Consider the following 17,983-nt stretch of genomic DNA (forward strand, 5'->3'; position numbering starts at 1 on the left):
ATCAAGCTCCAGCAAGGGTCGGTGTTTTTGCAGTATGGTTAGCCACCAGAGCTGGATAAACGCTTAAAAGCTTCAATCATTTAAAAGCCAGGCTTGATAATGGATCTGTTCCAGGCAATGAGCGTCTACGTCAAAGTGGTGGAGACCGGCAGCATGACGGCCGCCGCTTTTCAGTGCGAAATGTCCACGACCATGGTCGGCAATCACCTCAAGGCCCTGGAGCAGCGCCTGGGTGTGCGCCTGATCCACCGCACCACGCGGCGCCAGCACCTGACCGAATTCGGGGTGGCGTATTACCAGCGATGCCTGGAAGTGCTGGGACTGGTGGCCGATTCCGAGCGGCTGGCCGAGCAGACCCTCGACGAACCGAGCGGAATCCTGCGCATCACCGCGCCCCTGACCTTCGGCACCGAGCGCCTGGCGCCGGCGCTGAGTGAGTTCAGCCTGCAAAACCCGCGGGTGAAACTCGACGTGGTCCTGACCAACCGTCGCCCGAACCTTCTGGAAAACGGCCTGGATGTGGCATTTCGACTCGGTGCGCTGGAGCCCTCCAACCTGATCGCCCGGCCGCTGATCGACTACACCCTGACCATGTGCGCCTCACCGGCGTATCTGGCCCGTCGCGGCACGCCGCAAACGCCTGAAGACCTGCGCCAGCACGACTGCCTGTCCTTTGCCTATCCGGCCGGGGATGACTGGCAATCGGTGCAAAAGGAATGGCGTCTGGCCGGGCCTGATGGCGAAGTCAGCGTGGGCGTCAGCGGGCCGATGTTGATCAACAGCTCGGCCGGGCTGCATCAGGCGGCGCTGACCGGCATGGGCATCGTGATGATGCCCGACGCGCTGGTCGAACAGGATCTGCGGGACGGAAAACTGCAAGCGCTGATGCCGGATTACTGCCCGCCGAGTCGGCCGATGCACCTGGTCTACGCACAGGATCGTCACCGGTTGCCGAAATTGCGGCGTTTCGTCGAATTCGCGGTGCAGAAGTGGGGCAAGCACTAGCAGGCCGAATGCGCCATGCACTAATCTGCGGGCTGACGAGCCAGTGACAGGGAGAGCGAGATGGGCGAGGCATCGAGTATCGAGCCGTTGAAGTACGACGTGTCGGACATGAATGACGACAGGCTGCACACCATCCTGGAACTGGTCAGCGACGGCATCTGGGACTGGAATGCCAACACCGGTTTCGTCTACCGCACGGCGCGCTGGTACGAAATGCTCGGCTACACGCCGCACTCCCTGGATAACAACGTACTGACCTGGGAAAACGTCATCCACCCCGATGACTACCCACGGGTCATGGCCGTGTTCGACGACTACCTGAGCCAACGCGCCAGCGGCTATCAGGCCGAATACCGCTGCCGTATGCACAACGGCAACTATCTGTGGATCGAAGACCGTGGCCACATCCTGGCGCGCAATGCCGACGGTTCGGTGGCACGGATGATCGGCGCGCACCGCAGCATCGAAGACAAGCGCCGCCTGCTCGAGGAACTCGAACGGCGCAATCACTCCCTCGAAGCACTGATTGAAGAACGCACCCGCGAACTGTCACGGGTCAATCAACAGTTGCAGTTGCAACTGGAAGAAAACCGCAAACTGGCGCAAACCGACACGCTGACCGCCATTGCCAACCGGTATTGTCTGGAACAACACCTGCCCCAAGCCTGCGAGCGTGCCCAACGCTTTCGCGAACCGCTGTCGCTCATCGCCATGGACATCGACGACTTCAAGACCATCAACGATCACTATGGCCATGCCTTGGGCGATGCCGCATTGGTGCACGTGGTCGAGAACGTCAAACGCTTCGTGCGCGAAGGTGACCTGCTGGCTCGCTGGGGCGGCGACGAATTCATCATGACGCTGCCCAACACCTCATTGGCCGAAGCCCGGGCCCTCGCCGAAAAAATCCGCCATGGCCTCTCGGAATTGCTGCCCGTGGGCGACTTCCACGTGACCATGAGTTTCGGCGTGGTCCAGCGTTTTGACGAAGAGCAACAGACTGGCCTGATGGCGCGGGCAGATCAGGCGCTGTACCGCTCGAAAATCGCCGGCAAGAATGTGATCTCCGGATAACGCCTCAGATCCCGTCCTTCACCAGCACCGGTTGTTCCTGATAGCGATCCGGAAACAGCTGCTTGAGCTGCTTCACCTTCGGCAGGTCGTTGATCACGATGTACGGATAGGTCGGGTGCTCGGTCAGAAAGTCCTGATGCTCTTCCTCCGCCGGGTAAAAACCGTTGTAGCTTTCCAGCTTGGTCACGATCGGTTTGCTGAACGACTGAGCGGCGTCGAGCTGGGCAATGTAGGCCTGGGCGACTTTTTCCTGCTCGGCGCTTTTGGTGAACAGGGCGGAACGGTATTGCGTGCCGGTGTCCGGCCCCTGGCGGTTGAGTTCGGTCGGGTTGTGCGCCACCGAGAAGTAGATTTGCAGCAAGGTGCCGTAACTGACCTGGCTCGGATCGAACGTCACTTCGACAGCCTCCGCATGCCCGGTATTGCCGTTGCTGACACGCTCGTATTGCGCGGTATTGGCGGCGCCACCGGCGTAACCGGACACCGCATTTTTCACGCCTTTGACGTGCTGAAACACGCCTTGAACGCCCCAGAAACACCCCCCGGCAAACACCGCCGTTTCGCTTTGAGCGTGGGAGATTTCGTCGAGGGCCGGCGGCGCAATGACCACCGCGTCTTCAGCGCCCCCCAAGGAAAACGCCGAACATTGGCCGATAACGCCGACGGTGGCCAGTGCCAACAGCGTGCGGCGCCAGGTGAGCAGGTTTTTCATGTGAGGAACTCCAGGGTTATCCAAGGGGCAGGCAGGCAAAAATCAGACGGCGCGGGGTTCGAACTTCATCGCCAGACCATTCATGCAGTAGCGCAGGCCGGTCGGTTTCGGGCCGTCATCGAAGACATGGCCCAAGTGCCCGCCGCAACGTCGGCAGTGCACCTCTTCGCGGATCATGCCGAAGGCACGGTCCTGTCGGGTGGCCACAGCCTTGTCCAGCGGTGCCCAGAAGCTCGGCCAACCGGTGTGGCTGTCGAACTTGGTGGCCGAGGAAAACAGCGGCAGATCGCAACCGGCGCAGACGAACGTACCGTCACGGTGTTCGTTGTTCAGCGGGCTGCTGTAGGCGCGTTCGGTGCCTTCTTCACGCAGGATTTCGTATTGCTCGTCACTGAGGATCGCGTGCCATTCGCTGTCGCTGTGGGTGACTTCGAACGCCTCGGCTGCGCTGGCTTCGCTGATCAATGCCGCGCCTGTGGACAACTTTGGCAACAGGCCAATCGCCAGGGCTGCCACCCCGAGCCCGCCGCTCGCTACAAGAAAATGCCGTCGTGAAAACATGCTCGTCTCCCAAAAACCAGGGGTGTTTCATGGAACACAGCCTAGGCTTTGGGTGATCGCCAAATCCTCACGGGAAGTTAAACAATTCGTGATAACTCGGGCGCTGAAAAACCCGCACAATGCCTGGGCAATTCAATGTAGGAGCCGGCTTGCTGGCGATGCTGTGTCAGGTACCGAGGTGTCGACTGATACTCCATCGCCAGCAAGCCGGCTGCTACAGCGTGGTTTTCGCACAATGCGCACATTGCGCCGAAGGATTGAGCTGGATGGAACAGACCAAACGCGTCCTCGTGGTCGAGGACGATCAGCACATCGCCGACCTGATCTGCCTGCACCTGCGGGATGAGCAGTTCGAGGTGGTGCACAGCGCCGATGGCACTGAAGGCATGCGCCTGCTGCAACAAGGCAACTGGGATGCGCTGGTCCTCGATCTGATGCTGCCGGGCGTCGATGGCCTGGAGATCTGCCGCCGAGCCCGGGCCATGGCCCGCTACACGCCGATCATCATCACCAGCGCACGCTCCAGCGAAGTGCACCGCATTCTCGGCCTCGAACTGGGTGCCGATGATTACCTGGCCAAGCCGTTTTCCATGCTGGAACTGGTGGCGCGGGTCAAAGCCCTGTTGCGCCGGGTCGATGCCATGGCGCGCAACCTGAAGATGGACGCCGGCAGCCTGAATATCGACGGCCTGGCCATCGACCCGATCACCCGTGAAGTGGCCCTCGACGGCCGGCGCCTGGACCTCACGCCCCGGGAGTTCGACTTGCTGTATTTCTTCGCCCGTCAGCCCGGCAAGGTGTTTTCGCGCATGGACCTGCTCAATGCCGTGTGGGGCTACAGCCACGAAGGCTACGAGCACACGGTCAACACCCACATCAACCGCCTGCGCGCCAAGATCGAAGCCGACCCGGCGCAACCGGTGCGTATCCTCACGGTGTGGGGCCGAGGCTACAAATTCGCCACCGGGGAGGAACACCAGCCATGAGGCTGACCCTCACACAGCGCCTGTCACTGGTGTTCGCCGTGCTGCTGCTGGTGTGCTGCGGCACGTCGGCGTGGATGCAGGTGCGCTCCAACCAGTTGCATGAACAGGAAGTGGTGCAAGGCTTGTCCCGGGATCTGGCGCAACACATCGCCAATGACACCGTGCTGATGGACACCCAGGGCCTGATGCCCAATGCCGTGCGCGACCTGTTCAGCAAGCTGATGCAGGTCAACCCGAGCGTCGAGGTGTACCTGCTGGACACCGAGGGCAAGATTGTCGGCAGCGCCGCGCCCGAGGGGCGGATCCGCCGTGAGCGGCTCGACCTGGCACCGGTCCAGCGCCTGCTGCGCGGCGATGCCCTGCCGATTCTCGGCGACGACCCGCGCAGCGTCGATGCGCGCAAGGTGTTCAGCGCCGCGCCGCTGAAGGTCAATGGCAAACCGGCCGGTTATCTCTACGTAGTGCTGCTCGGTGAAGACCACGATCGACTGGCCGAACGCGGTGCCACCAGCGCCGCACTCAATACCGCCCTGCTGTCGATTGGACTGGTGGCGATGTTGTGCCTGATTGCCGGTCTCACCGCGTTTGCCTTGATCACCCGGCCGTTGCGTCGTTTGACTGACACCGTCAGCCAGTTCGACATTGATGGCGTCCCGGTCACCCCCGCCCTGCCCGTCACAGTGGAAAAAACCGCCAGCCACGATGAAATCGCGATCCTCGACGCCACGTTCCGGCAGATGCAGACGCGCCTGGGTGAGCAGTGGCGTTCTTTGACCCGCCAGGATCAGGAACGCCGGGAACTGGTGGCGAACATCTCCCACGACCTGCGCACGCCGCTGGCCTCGCTGCACGGTTATCTGGAAACCCTGTCGCTCAAGGACGCCACGCTGTCCCCCGCCGACCGCCGTCGCTATTTGGGCATCGCCCTGGATCAGAGCCGCAAAGTGGGTGGGCTGGCGCAGTCGTTGCTGGAACTGGTGCGGCTGGAACACGGTTTTGTGCAACCGGTGCTGGAGCGGTTTTCCCTGACCGACCTGGCCCAGGACATCTTCCAGAAGTTCGAGCTCACTGCCGAAGCGCGTCAGATCGAATTGAAGGCCACGTTCGCGCCGAACGTTTCAGCGGCCTGCGCCGACCTGGGGCTGATCGAGCGGGTGCTGACCAATCTGTTCGATAACGCGTTGCGCCATACCCCGGCGGGTGGCGAGGTTGAGTTGAGCCTGCGCCCCCAAGGTGCGTATATCGAAGTGACAGTGAGCGACAGTGGGCCGGGCATCGCGCCGGAACTGCGTGAGGGGTTGTTCCTGCGGCCGTTCAATATCGGCGGCGCACGGCGCGATGGCGGGTTGGGGCTGCGGATCGTGCATCGCATCCTGCAATTGCATGGGCGCGAGATTCAGTTGATCGACCTGCCGGGGCGCGGGGCGACGTTTCGGTTTTCATTGCCGATCGATGAGGAAACGGCAACGGCGTTGGCGGTGCGGTCGATGAACCTCAATACACCGCGGCAGGCTTGAGAACTGTGGTGCCTGGCAGGCCGCCATCGCTGGCAAGCCAGCTCCCACGGGGTTAGCGGGTGTACGCAAGAGTTGCGGACAACCTGAATCACTGTGGGAGCCGGCAGCGATGCGCGTGATTTTGTCCGTTGGCCCGTTGGGTCGTGACAATGCCGCCCCGGTCCAATAGATTAGGCGACCTGAAAAAGCCCCCCGAGCTTTCTCGCCCCAATTCAAGCTGAAAAAAGTAGTGAAATTTCAATGTCCGATTCCAATACCGCTGAATCCGTAGTTACCTTGTCGTCCAAAGCGGAATACGAAAACTCCATCAATCTTTCACAACACGTGCCCCAGGCGAAAACCATCAGCGAGATGGTCCTGGACGCTTTCCAGTCGACCCGCGAAAGCGACCAGATCCGCGAATTGCGTGCCGCTATCCGTCAGGCCCACGACAGCTTCGACGATGACAAGGCCTACGAACTGATGGGCCAGCTCAAGCAGCTCAAGGACGCCGAGGCCGCCGACATCGCCGCCCTCGAAGACCTGAGCAGCAAGTTCTCGATCGGCCGCATCCTGTCCAGTTTCAAGGACGACCCGGCGTTCCAGGAGATCGTCTATGGCCTGGCCCTGAAAGTGCTGAACCAGACCCACCAGGCCATCAGCAACCCGAGCGGCGGCAAGAGCAAAGCCGCCAAGGCCAAGAAAGAAGTCGAAGTGTTCACCATCAGCAAGGACGGCATCAGCGTCACCCTGCCCCTGCGCACTCCGCGCTCGCGCCTGAGCGTCGACCGTGAAGCCCTGGAGTTCCTTGGTTTCACCTTCGTTGGCGAAGGCGACGAAGCGGAGCTGGAAAGCGAGACGTTCCTGGACAATGCCGGGGCCGAACAAGCGGTCAACCGCAAGAACATCATCACCGCGCTACAACAGCAGACGGCGTTCGACGGCTACAGCATCGCCGCGCAGTAACAGATCCCGTTGTGGCGAGCGAGCTTGCTCGCGCTGGGCTGCGAAGCGGCCCCAAAAAATCTGACATAACCCGCCGATTTTTGTGAGTGCCCCGCACTCAAGCGCGAGCAAGCGCCCTCGCCACAGGTGTCTCAGCGCCTCACATACAGCCCCGCCACCGTGCGGGGCTTTTTATTGCCCGCGATTCGAGCAAAACCATGATTAGTCTTCCAGTATCGACAGCAGAACACCTCTTCCCTTCACCCATCAGCACCACGGGTCCGCCGGTCCTGAAACGGTCGTGGAGCGTCAATTCACTTTCCAGCCAGGGACCTCAGTGGTGCGACTGCCGAGGTCATCATGAACACGCTCCCGCTCTACCGTCAGTTGGCCAATCATTACCTGGACGCGATCCGCAGCGGCACCCTGAAAACCGGCGAACGCCTGCCCTCGATACGGCTGATGATGGAAAAACACGCCGTCAGCCTGTCCACCGCCGTGCAGGTATGCCGCGAGCTTGAAGACTATGGCGTGCTGGAAGCCCGACCGCGCTCGGGCAATTACATTCGTCAGCCTGACACGCCGCCCAGCCCCGTTACGCTTTCCCTGCCCGCGCCGCTGGATACGGGCGTCTATGTCGGCATACACGAGCACGTGTCAGCGGTGCTCAAAGCCAGTCAGCAAGCGACGATCAAGGTCAACCTGGCCAGCGCCTACTGCGCCCCTCAGCTCTACCCGTTGAAGGTCTTGCAGGACAACATGATCAAAGCCTTGCGCCAGGATCAGCACCTGTTCGACACCACAGGCTCGACCTGCGGCAACAGTGCGCTACGCAATGTCCTTGCCCGCCGGATGCTGACCGCCAAGACCCACCTGACGGCCGATCGCATTGTGATCACCCACGGCGCCACCGAAGCGATCAACCTGGCCCTGCGTGCCGTGACCCAACCCGGCGATACCGTGGCCGTGGAGTCGCCGACCTTCTACGGCCTGCTGCAAATTCTCGAAAGCCTGAACCTGCGGGTGCTGGAAGTCCCGGCCTCGGCCCACGCGGGGATTCACCTGACGGCCCTGGAACACCTGCTGCAAGGGCCGGAGCGGATCAAGGCGCTGATCGTCATGCCCAACCTGCACAACCCGCTGGGCAGCATCATGCCCGACACCCACAAGGCGCGGCTGGTAAAGCTCTGTGCCGAGCACGACACGGTGCTGATCGAGGACGATACCTACGGTGACCTGGTGGACACCGAGCAACCGCTGTCCACGCTCAAGCACTGGGACCGCACCGACAACGTGATCTATTGCGCTTCGCTGAACAAAACCCTGGCCCCGGGCCTGCGTCTGGGCTGGATCAGCGCCGGGAAGTGGCACGACCGCGTGGAAATGCTCAAGCACACCCAGACCCGAGGCTGCGAGAAGCTGTCGCAACTGGCGGTCAGTGCCTTCATGGGCACGCCATCGTACGAACGCTACCTGCGGCGCTTGAGGAAAACCCTGACCCAACAGCGCCAGCACATGAGCACGGCAATCCTGCGTTACTTTCCCGAAGGCACCCGAGTGACCAACCCGCGGGGCGGCACGTTGCTGTGGGTGGAATTGCCCGTGCAGCATTCATCCATGGCGCTGTTTCAGGAAGCGTTGAACGTCGGCATCCAGATTTCACCTGGGGATATCTTTTCCAACGCCAAGCGCTTCAAGAACTTTGTGCGCATTGGCTGCGGAACACCGTATTCGCCGAGGATCGATGAAGCATTGCAGACGTTGGGACGCCTGCTAAAAAATCAGGGCTGACTCAACCCTTGTAGGAGCTGGCTTGCCCGCGAAAGCGTCAGCACATCCAGCCTCGAGGTGCCTGACACACCGCCATCGCTGGCAAGGCAGCGCCTGGCGGTTTTGCGGTGATCTTCAGATTGGGGGCTGGTGCAGGCTGATGATGTGCGGGTCGTCGTTCCAGTGCGGGAAACGCTCGGCGATCAGTGGGTCGTGGCCGGGGATGACGTGGTCTTCGCTATCGGCCAGGCGATCGATTTCGCTGAACGCCTCAAGGCTTTGCGCCAGGTCATCGATGATCGGAAACGGGCTGCGTTCGCGAATGTTGACCCACAAATGCGCGGCGTCCGACGCCAGAACAATCCAGCCGCGCGCGGTGTTGACCCGCACCACCTGACTGCCCGGCGTGTGACCGCCCACCGCATGCAGGGTGACGCCAGGCATCACTTGCACCGTGCCGTTGTGCAACCGCATCCGACCTTCGAACAGTGGCGGCAGCGCCGACATCACGTCCTCGACTTCGTAGGTTTTGTTGACCGTGTGATGGGCCATTTTCGGCCCGGTGCAGAAGCGCAGTTCCGCCTCCTGCAGATGCACCGTGGCCTTGGGAAACAGCCCCAGATTGCCGGCATGATCCCAGTGCAAATGCGTGAGGATCAGGTGCTCGACCTGCGCCGGATCGATGTCCAGTTGCCGCAGGGATTCTTCCGGCAGGCGATACATCTGGCGATTGCGCCGATCCGCCGTGGCCGGTTGAAAACAGGTGTCGACCACGATCACCTGCTGCGCGTTGCGAATGACCCAGAAATAGTAATCCAGCGGCATCGGCGCATTCGGATCACCACAGCAGGCGTCGTAGAGAAAATTCTCCCGGGCGGTGCGTTGGGCATTGGCGCCGACGCGGATGGCGAACACTTCGTACACAGGAACGGACATGTTTACCTCCGGATTCAGGCCGCCACAGTGGCTTTGAGGGTCGGACGAAAATCGAAGTCGATCAGCTCGCTGATGCCCAGGTCTTTCGCCAGTTTATGCAGGCCACTGTAGTCGCGCATGATCGTCGCGTTCTTGTTGCTCTCGCGGGTGTCGGCAATGATCAACGTCGCATCCTCGACCCCGAGCTGCGTCAGAATCGCCTCCCACATCGAGTAGTCCTGGGCGATAAAAGCACTCAGCGCCACCGACAGGTTGCGTGCGAAAAATTCCCGCTGAACCGGCTGCATGTTGGCGTACATCACCTTGGCCACCTCGGCCAGCACTTTGCTGTGGGCATACTCGTCACGGTTGTGCAGTTCAGCCACGCGGCGGTTTTGCGGCTGGATGGTCTGATCATCCGCCAGTAAATCGAGATAAGCATTGACGCTGATCTCGGCCACCACCGCGAAGGTAATTGCCGCCAGATCCCGTTGCCATTGCTCGGGTAACGCTTCACGCAGGGCCTTGAGGCGCAAGTAAGTGACGGATGGCGGCAAGTCCAGATCGTGATCCAGCGCGCGATCAAGCCTGGTCCGCTCGATGGCCCGCAGGTGCATCAACGTGTGGTAATGCTCGTCGATCAGCGTTTGTTGCATGGCCTCGCGAAAATGCCAGTCGTCCTTGCCCAGATACTGGTTGGCGATGACGCTCAGCGCCGGGTTCACCACGTGTTCCTCGGCGGTCACGGTGCGCAGGTTGTAGCCGATCCAGCCCCAGGTCACCACGCTGCTTTTGAGTTCTTCGCTCAAGGCCTGGAATGCCGGGTGATGGAAAAACGGCACCATGCACTCCGGGTAATCCGGACGCGCGGGGTCGAACACTTCGTTGATCTGGCCCTTGTCCGGCGAACACACCGTGGCGCGTTTGGTCCAGGCCTGGTTGAGCCGCACGATCAGTTGATGATCGACCTCGGCAATCTCGATTGCTGTTTGCATGACGCAATACCTGTAAGACGCGTACCCGCGAGGGGTACGCCTGAAGAATGAAGGGCGACGGAAAAATCAGGCCAGCCAGTAGCGGGTCAGGTTGCGCGCCGGGTCAGTGTATCGGCTGCGGGCGTGAATCATCCGCCAGTTATCCCAAATCAGCAGGCACCCGTCGGGAATCAGCACCGGTGTGTTGTGCTCGATAAAGTAGGCTTCACCCAGCGCCGCAAACCGGGCCAGTGGCGAGGTGCTGTTGGTCACTTGCGAGTGCTGCAACGCGTCCTTCGAAGGGTTCACGTCGCCGTAGTGAAACTGGTTGTAGCTGAAGCGAAAAATGTCGCCTTCTTCGGTCGGCGTCAGGATGTATTCCTTGACCCGGGTCTGCGCCGGCTCGCCTGGCTTGGCGGTGGCGACGAACTCCACGGGCGTGTCGTCGAGCCATTCGCGCAGTTCCGGTTCGGATCGCTCCAGCGACTTCAAAAACTCATAACCGTCCACCAGCCCCGTGTGCCCACCACCACACGCGGCCTGTTTATGGCAATGCAACGCCAGATAACGGGGTGGCGGACCATACACCGGCGCTTCGGTGTGCGGGCCGATGCCGTTCATGCTCTGGGAGTAAGGCAAGTCCTCATACCCTGGCTTGCGGGTGATGGCGAAGGCGACCTGGCCGTTGAACTGCGGAATGACCGGACCGAACGCTTGCAGGGTTCCTACAACATCGTGGGAAAATTCCCCGGGGGTAAGCACCGTCCAGCCCTGCGCCGACAATTGTTCATGACGATGGCCCAGTGAAACATAAGGTGTAGACGCAACAATCCCTTGGTTTGGCATGGCGAAGTTCCTGGCTGTTTATCAGGCATTGACGGTTGAGGTGTAAGCGGCGATCAAATCGCGGCAGGCATTACCCGGTCGGTAGAGCTGCTCATCGATGCTTTGCACCGGAGTGATTTCGGCGGCGGTTCCGGTGAGAAAACACTCATCGAAATCGCCCAGTTCCGTCGGCAAAATCGTGCGTTCGATCACTTGATAATCCAGCGCCTTTGCCAGTTCGATCACGGTCTGGCGGGTGATGCCGTTGAGGAAACAATCCGCCAGCGGCGTGTGCAACGTCCGGCCTTTGACGAAGAACACATTGGCACTGGTGGCTTCGGCGACGTGACCGCGCCAGTCGAGCATCAGCGCATCGTGGTAACCGGTGTTCTCGGCGTCGTGCTTGCTCAGCGTGGCAATCTGGTAGTGCCCGGAAGCCTTGGCTTCGAAGGGGCTGCTGCTGGGTGGCGGGCGGCGCCACGTCGCGGTTTTCAGGCGAATGCCGGCCATGCGTGCCGCCGGGTCGAAATAGCTCGGCCATTGCCAGCAAGCGATAGCCACATGCACGCGGTTGAAACGCGCCGAGGTGGAAATCATCTCGCTGCCGCGCCACGCTACCGGTCGCAAATAGCCCTCGACCACGCCGTTGCGCCGCAGCAGTTCGTGGCTGGCCGCTTCCAGTTCGGCGGGTTCAAACGGGAGGGCGAAATCCATCAGTTGCGCCGAGCGATACAGCCGCTCGGTGTGCTCGCGCAGTTTGAAGATCTTGCCGTTGTACACGCGCTCCCCTTCATACACCGTGCTCGCGTAATGCAGGCCGTGGGTCAGTACATGCAGGCGCGCCTGGGACCACTCGACGAACGCGCCGTCGAGCCAGATCAATCCTTCGCGCTGATCAAACGGGATACCGCTCATGTCCCAATCTCCTGTAAATCGTCCTACGCCGTTTGCAGCAGGACCGGTATCAATTCGGGGGTTGCCTGGGGTTCGCTCTGAAAGAAAAACGCCCGTTCGCCAAACGCCGGGCGCAGGTCATCGAACCAGGTCACGTGGGGATCGAAGCGCGCATAAAACGTGCGCAACACCCACTGCGGATCGCGCGCCTGCAAGAACTGCAGCACGAAGACTTTTTCTCCGGCGACCGTCTCGATGCCGTTGATCAACACCTTGCCGTAGAAGGTGCTCATGGATGGCCCGCGCACCGTGCGCGCCAGGCCGGACACCGTGCGGTAGGCCGCCTGGAAGATTTCGAACGCCCGGGCCAGCGGCATCGCGAAGTAATGGCTGGGGCCGGTGTCGCGCTCGACGAACATGTAATACGGCACCGCCCCGAGCCGCACACCTTCGGTCCAGAGGTCCGCCCAATCGGCCGGGTTTTCGTTGATGTGGCGGATCACCGGCGCCTGCATGCGCAGCGTTGCACCGGTGGCGCGAATGCGTTCGACGGCTTGGCGCGCGATGTCCTGGCGGAGCTCCACCGGGTGGTTGTAGTGCCCCATGATCGACAGGTTTTTCCCCGCCGCCACGATGCGCCGGAACAGTGCCAGCAGTTCGGGGGTGTCCTTGTCGCTGACGAAGCGCTGCGGCCAGTACGCTACGGATTTGGTGCCGATGCGGATGCTCTTCAGGTGCGGCAAATCCAGCAGAGGCTCGATGTACCCCGCCAGCGAACGGGTATTCATGATCATCGGGTCGCCCCCGGTGATCAGTACATCGGTGACTTCGCTGTGCACCCGCAGGTAGTTCACCAGCTCCTGGGATTCACGGGCATTGAACTTGAGCTCTTCCTCGCCGATGAACTGCGCCCAGCGAAAACAGAAGGTGCAGTACGCGTGACAGGTCTGGCCGGCCCCGGGGAAAAACAGCACCGTCTCGCGGTACTTGTGCTGAATGCCGGCGAGGACTTTGCCGTCGAGCGTCGCGCTGTTGTGCGTCAGTTGCCCGGCCGGGTGCGGGTTCATGCGTAACCAGATGGCTTCGATACGCCGCTTGATCGCGGCTGAATCGTCCAGCTCGATCAGGTGCTTGAGCGAGGCGTATTCCTCCGCCAGCAACATGTCCTTGTGGGGAAACGTCATGCGGAAAATCGGATCGTCGGGAATGTTGTTCCAGTCGATCAGCGTGCCCAGTACATATTCGTTGGTGCGAAACGGCATGACCCGGGCCACGACGGTCATGGCTTCCTGCAATGCCGGGGTCAACTTGTCCCAATAGGGTGTGTCGCGGATGGTGCGAGCGTTATAGGGTTTGTATCTTTCCTGCTCCGACATTCCTTGCATGGCAGCGCTCCTGGTGTTTGCCCTGACGGTTGCTACACGATGGCCGGCGCTTTGCGCTCTATGTCCATCCAGGCCCGGACGCTGTCGCGATCCCACTGACGACGGACATACGCCGCCAATCGCGCAGGCACCGGGTCACCATTGGCCACCAGGCGGTTGAGCATGATCGCCAGGTCGGTGTCGGCAATGCTCCAGTCCCCGAACAGATGCTCGGCGCCCTCCCCCAGCAAACGGTCGGCCACGAACACCAGGCGCTCGGCAGCGGCCCGGGCCTCGTCGGACAGCGGCGTGTCCTTCTTGCCGAAATACACCAGATCAAACGGACGCTCCTTGCGCACCACCAGCAGATCACTGCGCAGCCAGGCCTGCAGCTGACGGGCACGGGCACGCTGCTGGATGTCTTTTGGGTAAATGCTTTTTGCACCGGGGGCGAGTTCTTCCAAATATTCGGCGATGGCCGAAGATTCCGAGAGCGCAAAACCTTCGTGAACCAGTACCGGGATTTTGCAGGTCAACGAAAGATCGCGATAACTGTGCAGATAGTTTTCACGCGCTTTCAAATCCACCGTCACAAGTTCAAAGGAAAGTTGTTTTTCCTTTAATGCCACATAAACCGACATCGCAAAGGCACTGACATAGTCAGCACCGAGATACAGTTTTAACTTTGCACTTTCCATGAACGCTCCCTTGCACTAAGCACATTAATCCGTTGCAGTCGAAGCGATCGTATTAACTTGTTCATCTGCTGAACAGATACAGAAATTACCTGTTTCTATCGATACAGAAATCCGGCAGGTGTCACTCATGAACCGGCATTTTTGCAGGTGCACAAAAACGAAAAAGGGAGTCCGCAAAAGCGGACTCCCTGGCGTGCAGCAGACGGGAAATTACAGCGGGCGTGGAATCAGGCCAACGTTGTCGACGTGATTGGCCAGCAACGCCATCTGCGGCATGTTGCTGATGTTGAGCATGGTCAGCGGCTCGGTGCCGCTGGTGTTGACGAAGCCGTGGCGGGTCCAGGCCGGCACCAGCAATACATCGCCGGGGCCGACGCTGACTTCATCGGCCTCCCCCAGTGACAACGCGCCGCTGCCGGACTGGATGACGAACAGATGCCACCAGGCGTGGGCATGGCCCTCGAGCGTGGAGCCCGGCACCAGCCACTGCATGGACACCGCCATGCCAGGTGTTAATTGGCAACCATCGAGATGGCTTTCGTGGGCCAGCGCAACAATATCGATGTCGCTGGCCTCAAGGGTCTGGCGCATGTCGGTAAGTTCGGCGTCTTTCCACACACGGGGTTTTATCGGATGGCGATTCAGACTCTGACGAAAGTCTTTATATGAAAAAAACGCACCCTGCACGTTATTCATTTCCGTTTCCAACTTATTCTGCCGAATTGAGTCACCCGACCTTAGGCCAACTCTGCAACCGTGTAAAGCCGAACAACTTCACTTATAAAGCCGACGGTCGTAATGCCACGATCATATCAACTTCAATGGCCGCATTTTTCGGCAATTGATAAACACCGACAGTAGTGCGTGTATGTTTTCCGGCATCGCCCAATACATGACTGAACACATCTGACGCACCGTTGGCGACTTCGCTGAGGTCGACAAAATCTTCCGTGCACCGCACATACACCGTTACCCGAATCAGCGACTTGATCTTGTCCAGGGAACCAATGGCATCGACGATCAACGCCAGGCCGCGCATCGCACTGATGCTGGCAGCGGCTTGCGCATCCCCCATGTTGAGATCACGCCCGACCCGACCCGGGTAGTGGATTTTGCCGTTCATGCGCGGCACCAGACCGCTGATGTATAACTCGTCGTGATGGCGGATCAACGGCGCGTAATGACCGCCGGCGGTGTTCTCGCCGTAGATGTCATAGTCGAATTCCCGCGCCAGAGCGATGAAGCGCTCATCACAGGTCATGTGCTCAATCATTTACCGAACCCTCTTGATCAATACTGCAAAAAACATCGATCGCTACTGCTTGATCCGCCACTCAGCCCACCGCCCTGGCCGGTGTTGCCAGGCTGGTGATCCCGACCCTTGATTCAATGGCTTCAGCCAGACGCGACAGGTCAAGGCTGAGGCGCTCGTACTGCTCGTTGAACAAGACGATGTGGCCGATGAACGAGAAGTTGTCCTTCACCAAAGCGCTGACCGAATCACCAATGCGCTTGCTCAGCACCGCTTCCACCAGTTCGATATTCAGCGAGCGAGCCAGCGCCTGAATGTCCGGAACATTGCGCAGGATGCCGCCGGTGTTCGCCCGCAACAGGCGTATGCCGCAGTAGCCGCGCGGCACGGGATCATCGCTGGCGACGTGACCTTCCACCGCCCAGCGAACCCAGCGCTCCCACGGGTCGAAGTCGATGAACGCCTTACGGGCCAGGTCCCAGATGTGCATGCCACCGGGACGCATGTTGGTTTCCACGGCCGAGGTACGGTGATTGGCCCTGTGGAAAACTTCGTTGTGCCAGGCCCCGTTGTCCTGCGAAACCAAACCCGCCATGTGACGGCCTGCAGCCATTAGCCGGGCCTGGGCATCTGCCGGCAACGGCGCAGGCACCACTTGCTGGATCTCGGCGCGGTAGGCGCCGTCGGTGGTGGTTTTTTCGGTGATCCAGGTGCTACCGGCAACATAGTCCCAGCTGTATTCCCGAGCGTTCTGGATCAGCTCTTCGAGCACAATGCCGCCCTCGCGATAGGGCTTCAGGGCCAGCCACGCTTCGTCGCACTCGGACGGGTGACGGATCACCCGGCAGCCCCGGCTGGCACCTTCGCAGGCCGGCTTGATGAACGCCTTGCCGCCCAGTTCGATCACGCGCTGACGCAGTTCTGGCAGGCTCTCGATGCGTGTCGAGACGATCGGCCGGTAATCCTCGGGGGCCGCCGTGGCGGATGCTTCGAGCTGGCGGAAAATCTGTTTGTCCAAGCCCGCCCGCGCCTCGGCCGGGGTAATGCCGGGCAGGCCGAAATGGCTGGCCAGCGCCGCCCCGAGCAGTACACCGCGATCAGAAAACGGCAGCACGCCGATCAGCTTCCAGCGATCGGCATTCAGGCAACCGACCACCAGTTCGAGCGAGGCCGGCACGTCTTTCTCGGCCAGCGATGTCGTGCAAACGTGATCAGCCACCTGATCGTCCTGGGGCTGGATCTGCTCGACCAGCAGGATCAGCCTGGCGTTGTACAGCGACTTGCACAAATCGCGCAGCTTCGGGATATCGTGGACCCGACTGCCGTTGTACCCCACCACTACTACGCACGAAGTCGTATTCATAAAGCTCCCGACTTGCAAAGTGAAAACCGAAACGGCGATGACTCAGTCATGCAGCGACGCAATTGATTTACGGTTGAGCCCGTACCAGATCAGGATCCCGGCAGCGCCGATGGCGGCCAGCAACAGTGCGTTGTAGGGCGGCGGCATGACCCGCATGATCAACACGGTCAAACCCGCGCCGACGCCCAGGGACACTTCCTTGACGAACATGTTGTTCTGCTTGACCGAGAAGTAATCGAGGTGACTGAACGCGCATTCGGCGATCGACAGCAGCGCCACCCAGACCAGTGCGCCGGCCAGGGTTTCGACGTGGAATGCCGCGGGCGAAGACAGCACTGCAAAACCGCCGACGATGATCGCGATCACGGTCAGCACCTTGAAGCGCCCGGTGCTCTCGATCAGCTTCATGACCGGCACTTGCGCGAACACCACCACGGCGCTGTTGAGGATCAGCATCAGGCCGTACCAGGCGGGGAGTTCGCCGGTCTTGAGCAGGATCGCTTGCGGCAGGATCGAGAACACACCGAACAGCTTGATGCCCATGATGATGCCGGCGATGACCCACGGCAGTTTGTTGGCCCAACCGCTGGCGTCCTTGCTGGACGGACGCGCCACCGCGGCTTCGGTGGTGAACGTCGCGCCCATGGCGATGGGCAGGCACAACAGGACGAAACTGGCGGCGCCGAGGAAAAACATCGTGGGCGTCAGTAGCGGCGACAGCAGGATCAGGCCGGCCAGCAGACTGCCCATGTTCATGGCCACGCGGTTATACGCCGCACCTTCCTTGGTCTGCGCCGCTTCGCTCTTGATCAGGTAACCGGCAATCGCAATGCCGTAGGCAAACAACGCCGCGGCAAACATGACAACGCCCTGGTTATGGGTGATGGCCAGCAGCACCAGGCCGGCGGCCGCGCACAGCAATGTCACGCTCAGGGAGCGGCGACCGAGCACCAGCAACGTCAATGGCAAAAGCAGTAACAAGGCCCGATAACCGAGCGCCAGAATGCTGTTGGTGGCTGTGTCGAGCCAGACGTTGGCCTTGCCCAACACCGCGAACAGCGCCACGGCCGTGATGATTCGAATGGTGAACAACCGCAGGTTGATCACCGGTTTCGCCACGACGGCGGTTGTTTCTACACTCATGCAGCA

The 17,983-nt window shown here is 60.7% G+C and carries 18 protein-coding genes; 6 read left to right on the forward strand and 12 right to left on the reverse strand.

Annotation, left to right across the window (positions count from 1 at the left end):
* Window positions 1-99: 99 nt before the first annotated feature.
* Window positions 100-1,005 (forward strand): LysR family transcriptional regulator, encoded by a 906-nt coding sequence (locus tag KHO07_RS24150; protein WP_212625743.1) that lies wholly within the window; start codon window positions 100-102, stop codon window positions 1,003-1,005.
* A 60-nt stretch (window positions 1,006-1,065) separates the two neighbouring features.
* Window positions 1,066-2,079 (forward strand): sensor domain-containing diguanylate cyclase, encoded by a 1,014-nt coding sequence (locus KHO07_RS24155; RefSeq protein WP_150731911.1) that lies wholly within the window; start codon window positions 1,066-1,068, stop codon window positions 2,077-2,079.
* A gap of 4 nt (window positions 2,080-2,083) precedes the next feature.
* Here KHO07_RS24155 and msrA read toward each other — a convergent pair whose 3' ends face one another.
* A complete protein-coding gene (msrA, locus tag KHO07_RS24160) occupies window positions 2,084-2,791 on the reverse strand; it encodes a peptide-methionine (S)-S-oxide reductase MsrA (RefSeq protein WP_212625744.1) in 708 nt (235 codons plus the stop codon).
* Between the two features lie 42 nt (window positions 2,792-2,833).
* The gene (msrB, locus tag KHO07_RS24165; RefSeq protein ID WP_212625745.1) at window positions 2,834-3,352 is read right to left on the reverse strand and encodes a peptide-methionine (R)-S-oxide reductase MsrB; all 519 of its coding nucleotides are present in this window, start codon (window positions 3,350-3,352) and stop codon (window positions 2,834-2,836) included.
* A gap of 266 nt (window positions 3,353-3,618) precedes the next feature.
* Here msrB and KHO07_RS24170 point away from each other — a divergent pair, with 266 nt between their 5' ends.
* The 4 genes from KHO07_RS24170 to KHO07_RS24185 all read left to right on the forward strand — a co-directional run bounded on the left by KHO07_RS24170 (window position 3,619) and on the right by KHO07_RS24185 (window position 8,570).
* Entirely contained in the window at window positions 3,619-4,338 is a 720-nt protein-coding gene (locus tag KHO07_RS24170) for a response regulator transcription factor (RefSeq protein ID WP_212625746.1), read from the forward strand.
* Complete coding sequence (locus KHO07_RS24175; RefSeq protein ID WP_212625747.1) at window positions 4,335-5,855, forward strand: HAMP domain-containing sensor histidine kinase; 1,521 nt, start codon at window positions 4,335-4,337, stop codon at window positions 5,853-5,855. Before KHO07_RS24170 ends, KHO07_RS24175 begins: the two co-directional genes overlap by 4 nt.
* Before the next feature lie 240 nt (window positions 5,856-6,095).
* Entirely contained in the window at window positions 6,096-6,800 is a 705-nt protein-coding gene (locus tag KHO07_RS24180; RefSeq protein WP_150731906.1) for a hypothetical protein, read from the forward strand.
* Between the two features lie 339 nt (window positions 6,801-7,139).
* Window positions 7,140-8,570 (forward strand): PLP-dependent aminotransferase family protein, encoded by a 1,431-nt coding sequence (locus tag KHO07_RS24185; protein ID WP_212625748.1) that lies wholly within the window; start codon window positions 7,140-7,142, stop codon window positions 8,568-8,570.
* A 114-nt stretch (window positions 8,571-8,684) separates the two neighbouring features.
* Here KHO07_RS24185 and KHO07_RS24190 read toward each other — a convergent pair whose 3' ends face one another.
* From KHO07_RS24190 to KHO07_RS24235, 10 genes are all read right to left on the reverse strand, one after another.
* Window positions 8,685-9,485 (reverse strand): N-acyl homoserine lactonase family protein, encoded by an 801-nt coding sequence (locus KHO07_RS24190; RefSeq protein WP_212625749.1) that lies wholly within the window; start codon window positions 9,483-9,485, stop codon window positions 8,685-8,687.
* A 14-nt stretch (window positions 9,486-9,499) separates the two neighbouring features.
* Window positions 9,500-10,459, reverse strand: a complete 960-nt coding sequence (locus KHO07_RS24195; protein ID WP_212625750.1) for a diiron oxygenase — start codon at window positions 10,457-10,459, stop codon at window positions 9,500-9,502.
* Between the two features lie 66 nt (window positions 10,460-10,525).
* Complete coding sequence (locus KHO07_RS24200) at window positions 10,526-11,284, reverse strand: TauD/TfdA family dioxygenase (RefSeq protein WP_212625751.1); 759 nt, start codon at window positions 11,282-11,284, stop codon at window positions 10,526-10,528.
* Window positions 11,285-11,305: 21 nt separating this feature from the next.
* Window positions 11,306-12,178 (reverse strand): branched-chain amino acid aminotransferase, encoded by an 873-nt coding sequence (locus tag KHO07_RS24205; protein ID WP_150731901.1) that lies wholly within the window; start codon window positions 12,176-12,178, stop codon window positions 11,306-11,308.
* 23 nt (window positions 12,179-12,201) lie between these two features.
* Window positions 12,202-13,542: a lysine 2,3-aminomutase gene (locus KHO07_RS24210; protein ID WP_212625752.1), complete on the reverse strand. Its 1,341-nt coding sequence runs from the start codon at window positions 13,540-13,542 to the stop codon at window positions 12,202-12,204.
* A gap of 32 nt (window positions 13,543-13,574) precedes the next feature.
* Window positions 13,575-14,219: a glutathione transferase gene (yfcF, locus tag KHO07_RS24215; RefSeq protein ID WP_212625753.1), complete on the reverse strand. Its 645-nt coding sequence runs from the start codon at window positions 14,217-14,219 to the stop codon at window positions 13,575-13,577.
* 210 nt (window positions 14,220-14,429) lie between these two features.
* Window positions 14,430-14,915 carry a cupin domain-containing protein gene (locus KHO07_RS24220; protein ID WP_212625754.1) on the reverse strand — a complete coding sequence of 162 codons (486 nt, stop codon included), beginning with the start codon at window positions 14,913-14,915 and terminating at the stop codon, window positions 14,430-14,432.
* 82 nt (window positions 14,916-14,997) lie between these two features.
* Window positions 14,998-15,492, reverse strand: a complete 495-nt coding sequence (locus KHO07_RS24225) for a RidA family protein (protein WP_150731897.1) — start codon at window positions 15,490-15,492, stop codon at window positions 14,998-15,000.
* Window positions 15,493-15,553: 61 nt separating this feature from the next.
* A complete protein-coding gene (locus KHO07_RS24230; protein ID WP_150731896.1) occupies window positions 15,554-16,834 on the reverse strand; it encodes a biotin carboxylase in 1,281 nt (426 codons plus the stop codon).
* Between the two features lie 42 nt (window positions 16,835-16,876).
* Window positions 16,877-17,977 (reverse strand): hypothetical protein, encoded by a 1,101-nt coding sequence (locus KHO07_RS24235; protein ID WP_212625755.1) that lies wholly within the window; start codon window positions 17,975-17,977, stop codon window positions 16,877-16,879.
* Window positions 17,978-17,983: the final 6 nt, after the last annotated feature.

The organism is Pseudomonas sp. PP3, assembly GCF_905336995.1.
Lineage (GTDB): Bacteria > Pseudomonadota > Gammaproteobacteria > Pseudomonadales > Pseudomonadaceae > Aquipseudomonas > Aquipseudomonas reinekei.

What these genes read in the sequence shown, in the direction of transcription:
- KHO07_RS24200 (WP_212625751.1), bottom strand. Translation starts at nt 11,284, where the DNA reads ATGCCAAACCAAGGGATTGTTGCGTCTACACCTTATGTTTCACTGGGC.
- msrA (WP_212625744.1), bottom strand. Translation starts at nt 2,791, where the DNA reads ATGAAAAACCTGCTCACCTGGCGCCGCACGCTGTTGGCACTGGCCACC.
- KHO07_RS24235 (WP_212625755.1), bottom strand. Translation starts at nt 17,977, where the DNA reads ATGAGTGTAGAAACAACCGCCGTCGTGGCGAAACCGGTGATCAACCTG.
- KHO07_RS24170 (WP_212625746.1), top strand. Translation starts at nt 3,619, where the DNA reads ATGGAACAGACCAAACGCGTCCTCGTGGTCGAGGACGATCAGCACATC.
- KHO07_RS24180 (WP_150731906.1), top strand. Translation starts at nt 6,096, where the DNA reads ATGTCCGATTCCAATACCGCTGAATCCGTAGTTACCTTGTCGTCCAAA.
- KHO07_RS24205 (WP_150731901.1), bottom strand. Translation starts at nt 12,178, where the DNA reads ATGAGCGGTATCCCGTTTGATCAGCGCGAAGGATTGATCTGGCTCGAC.
- KHO07_RS24230 (WP_150731896.1), bottom strand. Translation starts at nt 16,834, where the DNA reads ATGAATACGACTTCGTGCGTAGTAGTGGTGGGGTACAACGGCAGTCGG.
- yfcF (WP_212625753.1), bottom strand. Translation starts at nt 14,219, where the DNA reads ATGGAAAGTGCAAAGTTAAAACTGTATCTCGGTGCTGACTATGTCAGT.
- KHO07_RS24195 (WP_212625750.1), bottom strand. Translation starts at nt 10,459, where the DNA reads ATGCAAACAGCAATCGAGATTGCCGAGGTCGATCATCAACTGATCGTG.
- KHO07_RS24155 (WP_150731911.1), top strand. Translation starts at nt 1,066, where the DNA reads ATGGGCGAGGCATCGAGTATCGAGCCGTTGAAGTACGACGTGTCGGAC.
- KHO07_RS24210 (WP_212625752.1), bottom strand. Translation starts at nt 13,542, where the DNA reads ATGCAAGGAATGTCGGAGCAGGAAAGATACAAACCCTATAACGCTCGC.
- KHO07_RS24225 (WP_150731897.1), bottom strand. Translation starts at nt 15,492, where the DNA reads ATGATTGAGCACATGACCTGTGATGAGCGCTTCATCGCTCTGGCGCGG.
- KHO07_RS24220 (WP_212625754.1), bottom strand. Translation starts at nt 14,915, where the DNA reads ATGAATAACGTGCAGGGTGCGTTTTTTTCATATAAAGACTTTCGTCAG.
- KHO07_RS24150 (WP_212625743.1), top strand. Translation starts at nt 100, where the DNA reads ATGGATCTGTTCCAGGCAATGAGCGTCTACGTCAAAGTGGTGGAGACC.
- KHO07_RS24185 (WP_212625748.1), top strand. Translation starts at nt 7,140, where the DNA reads ATGAACACGCTCCCGCTCTACCGTCAGTTGGCCAATCATTACCTGGAC.
- KHO07_RS24190 (WP_212625749.1), bottom strand. Translation starts at nt 9,485, where the DNA reads ATGTCCGTTCCTGTGTACGAAGTGTTCGCCATCCGCGTCGGCGCCAAT.
- msrB (WP_212625745.1), bottom strand. Translation starts at nt 3,352, where the DNA reads ATGTTTTCACGACGGCATTTTCTTGTAGCGAGCGGCGGGCTCGGGGTG.
- KHO07_RS24175 (WP_212625747.1), top strand. Translation starts at nt 4,335, where the DNA reads ATGAGGCTGACCCTCACACAGCGCCTGTCACTGGTGTTCGCCGTGCTG.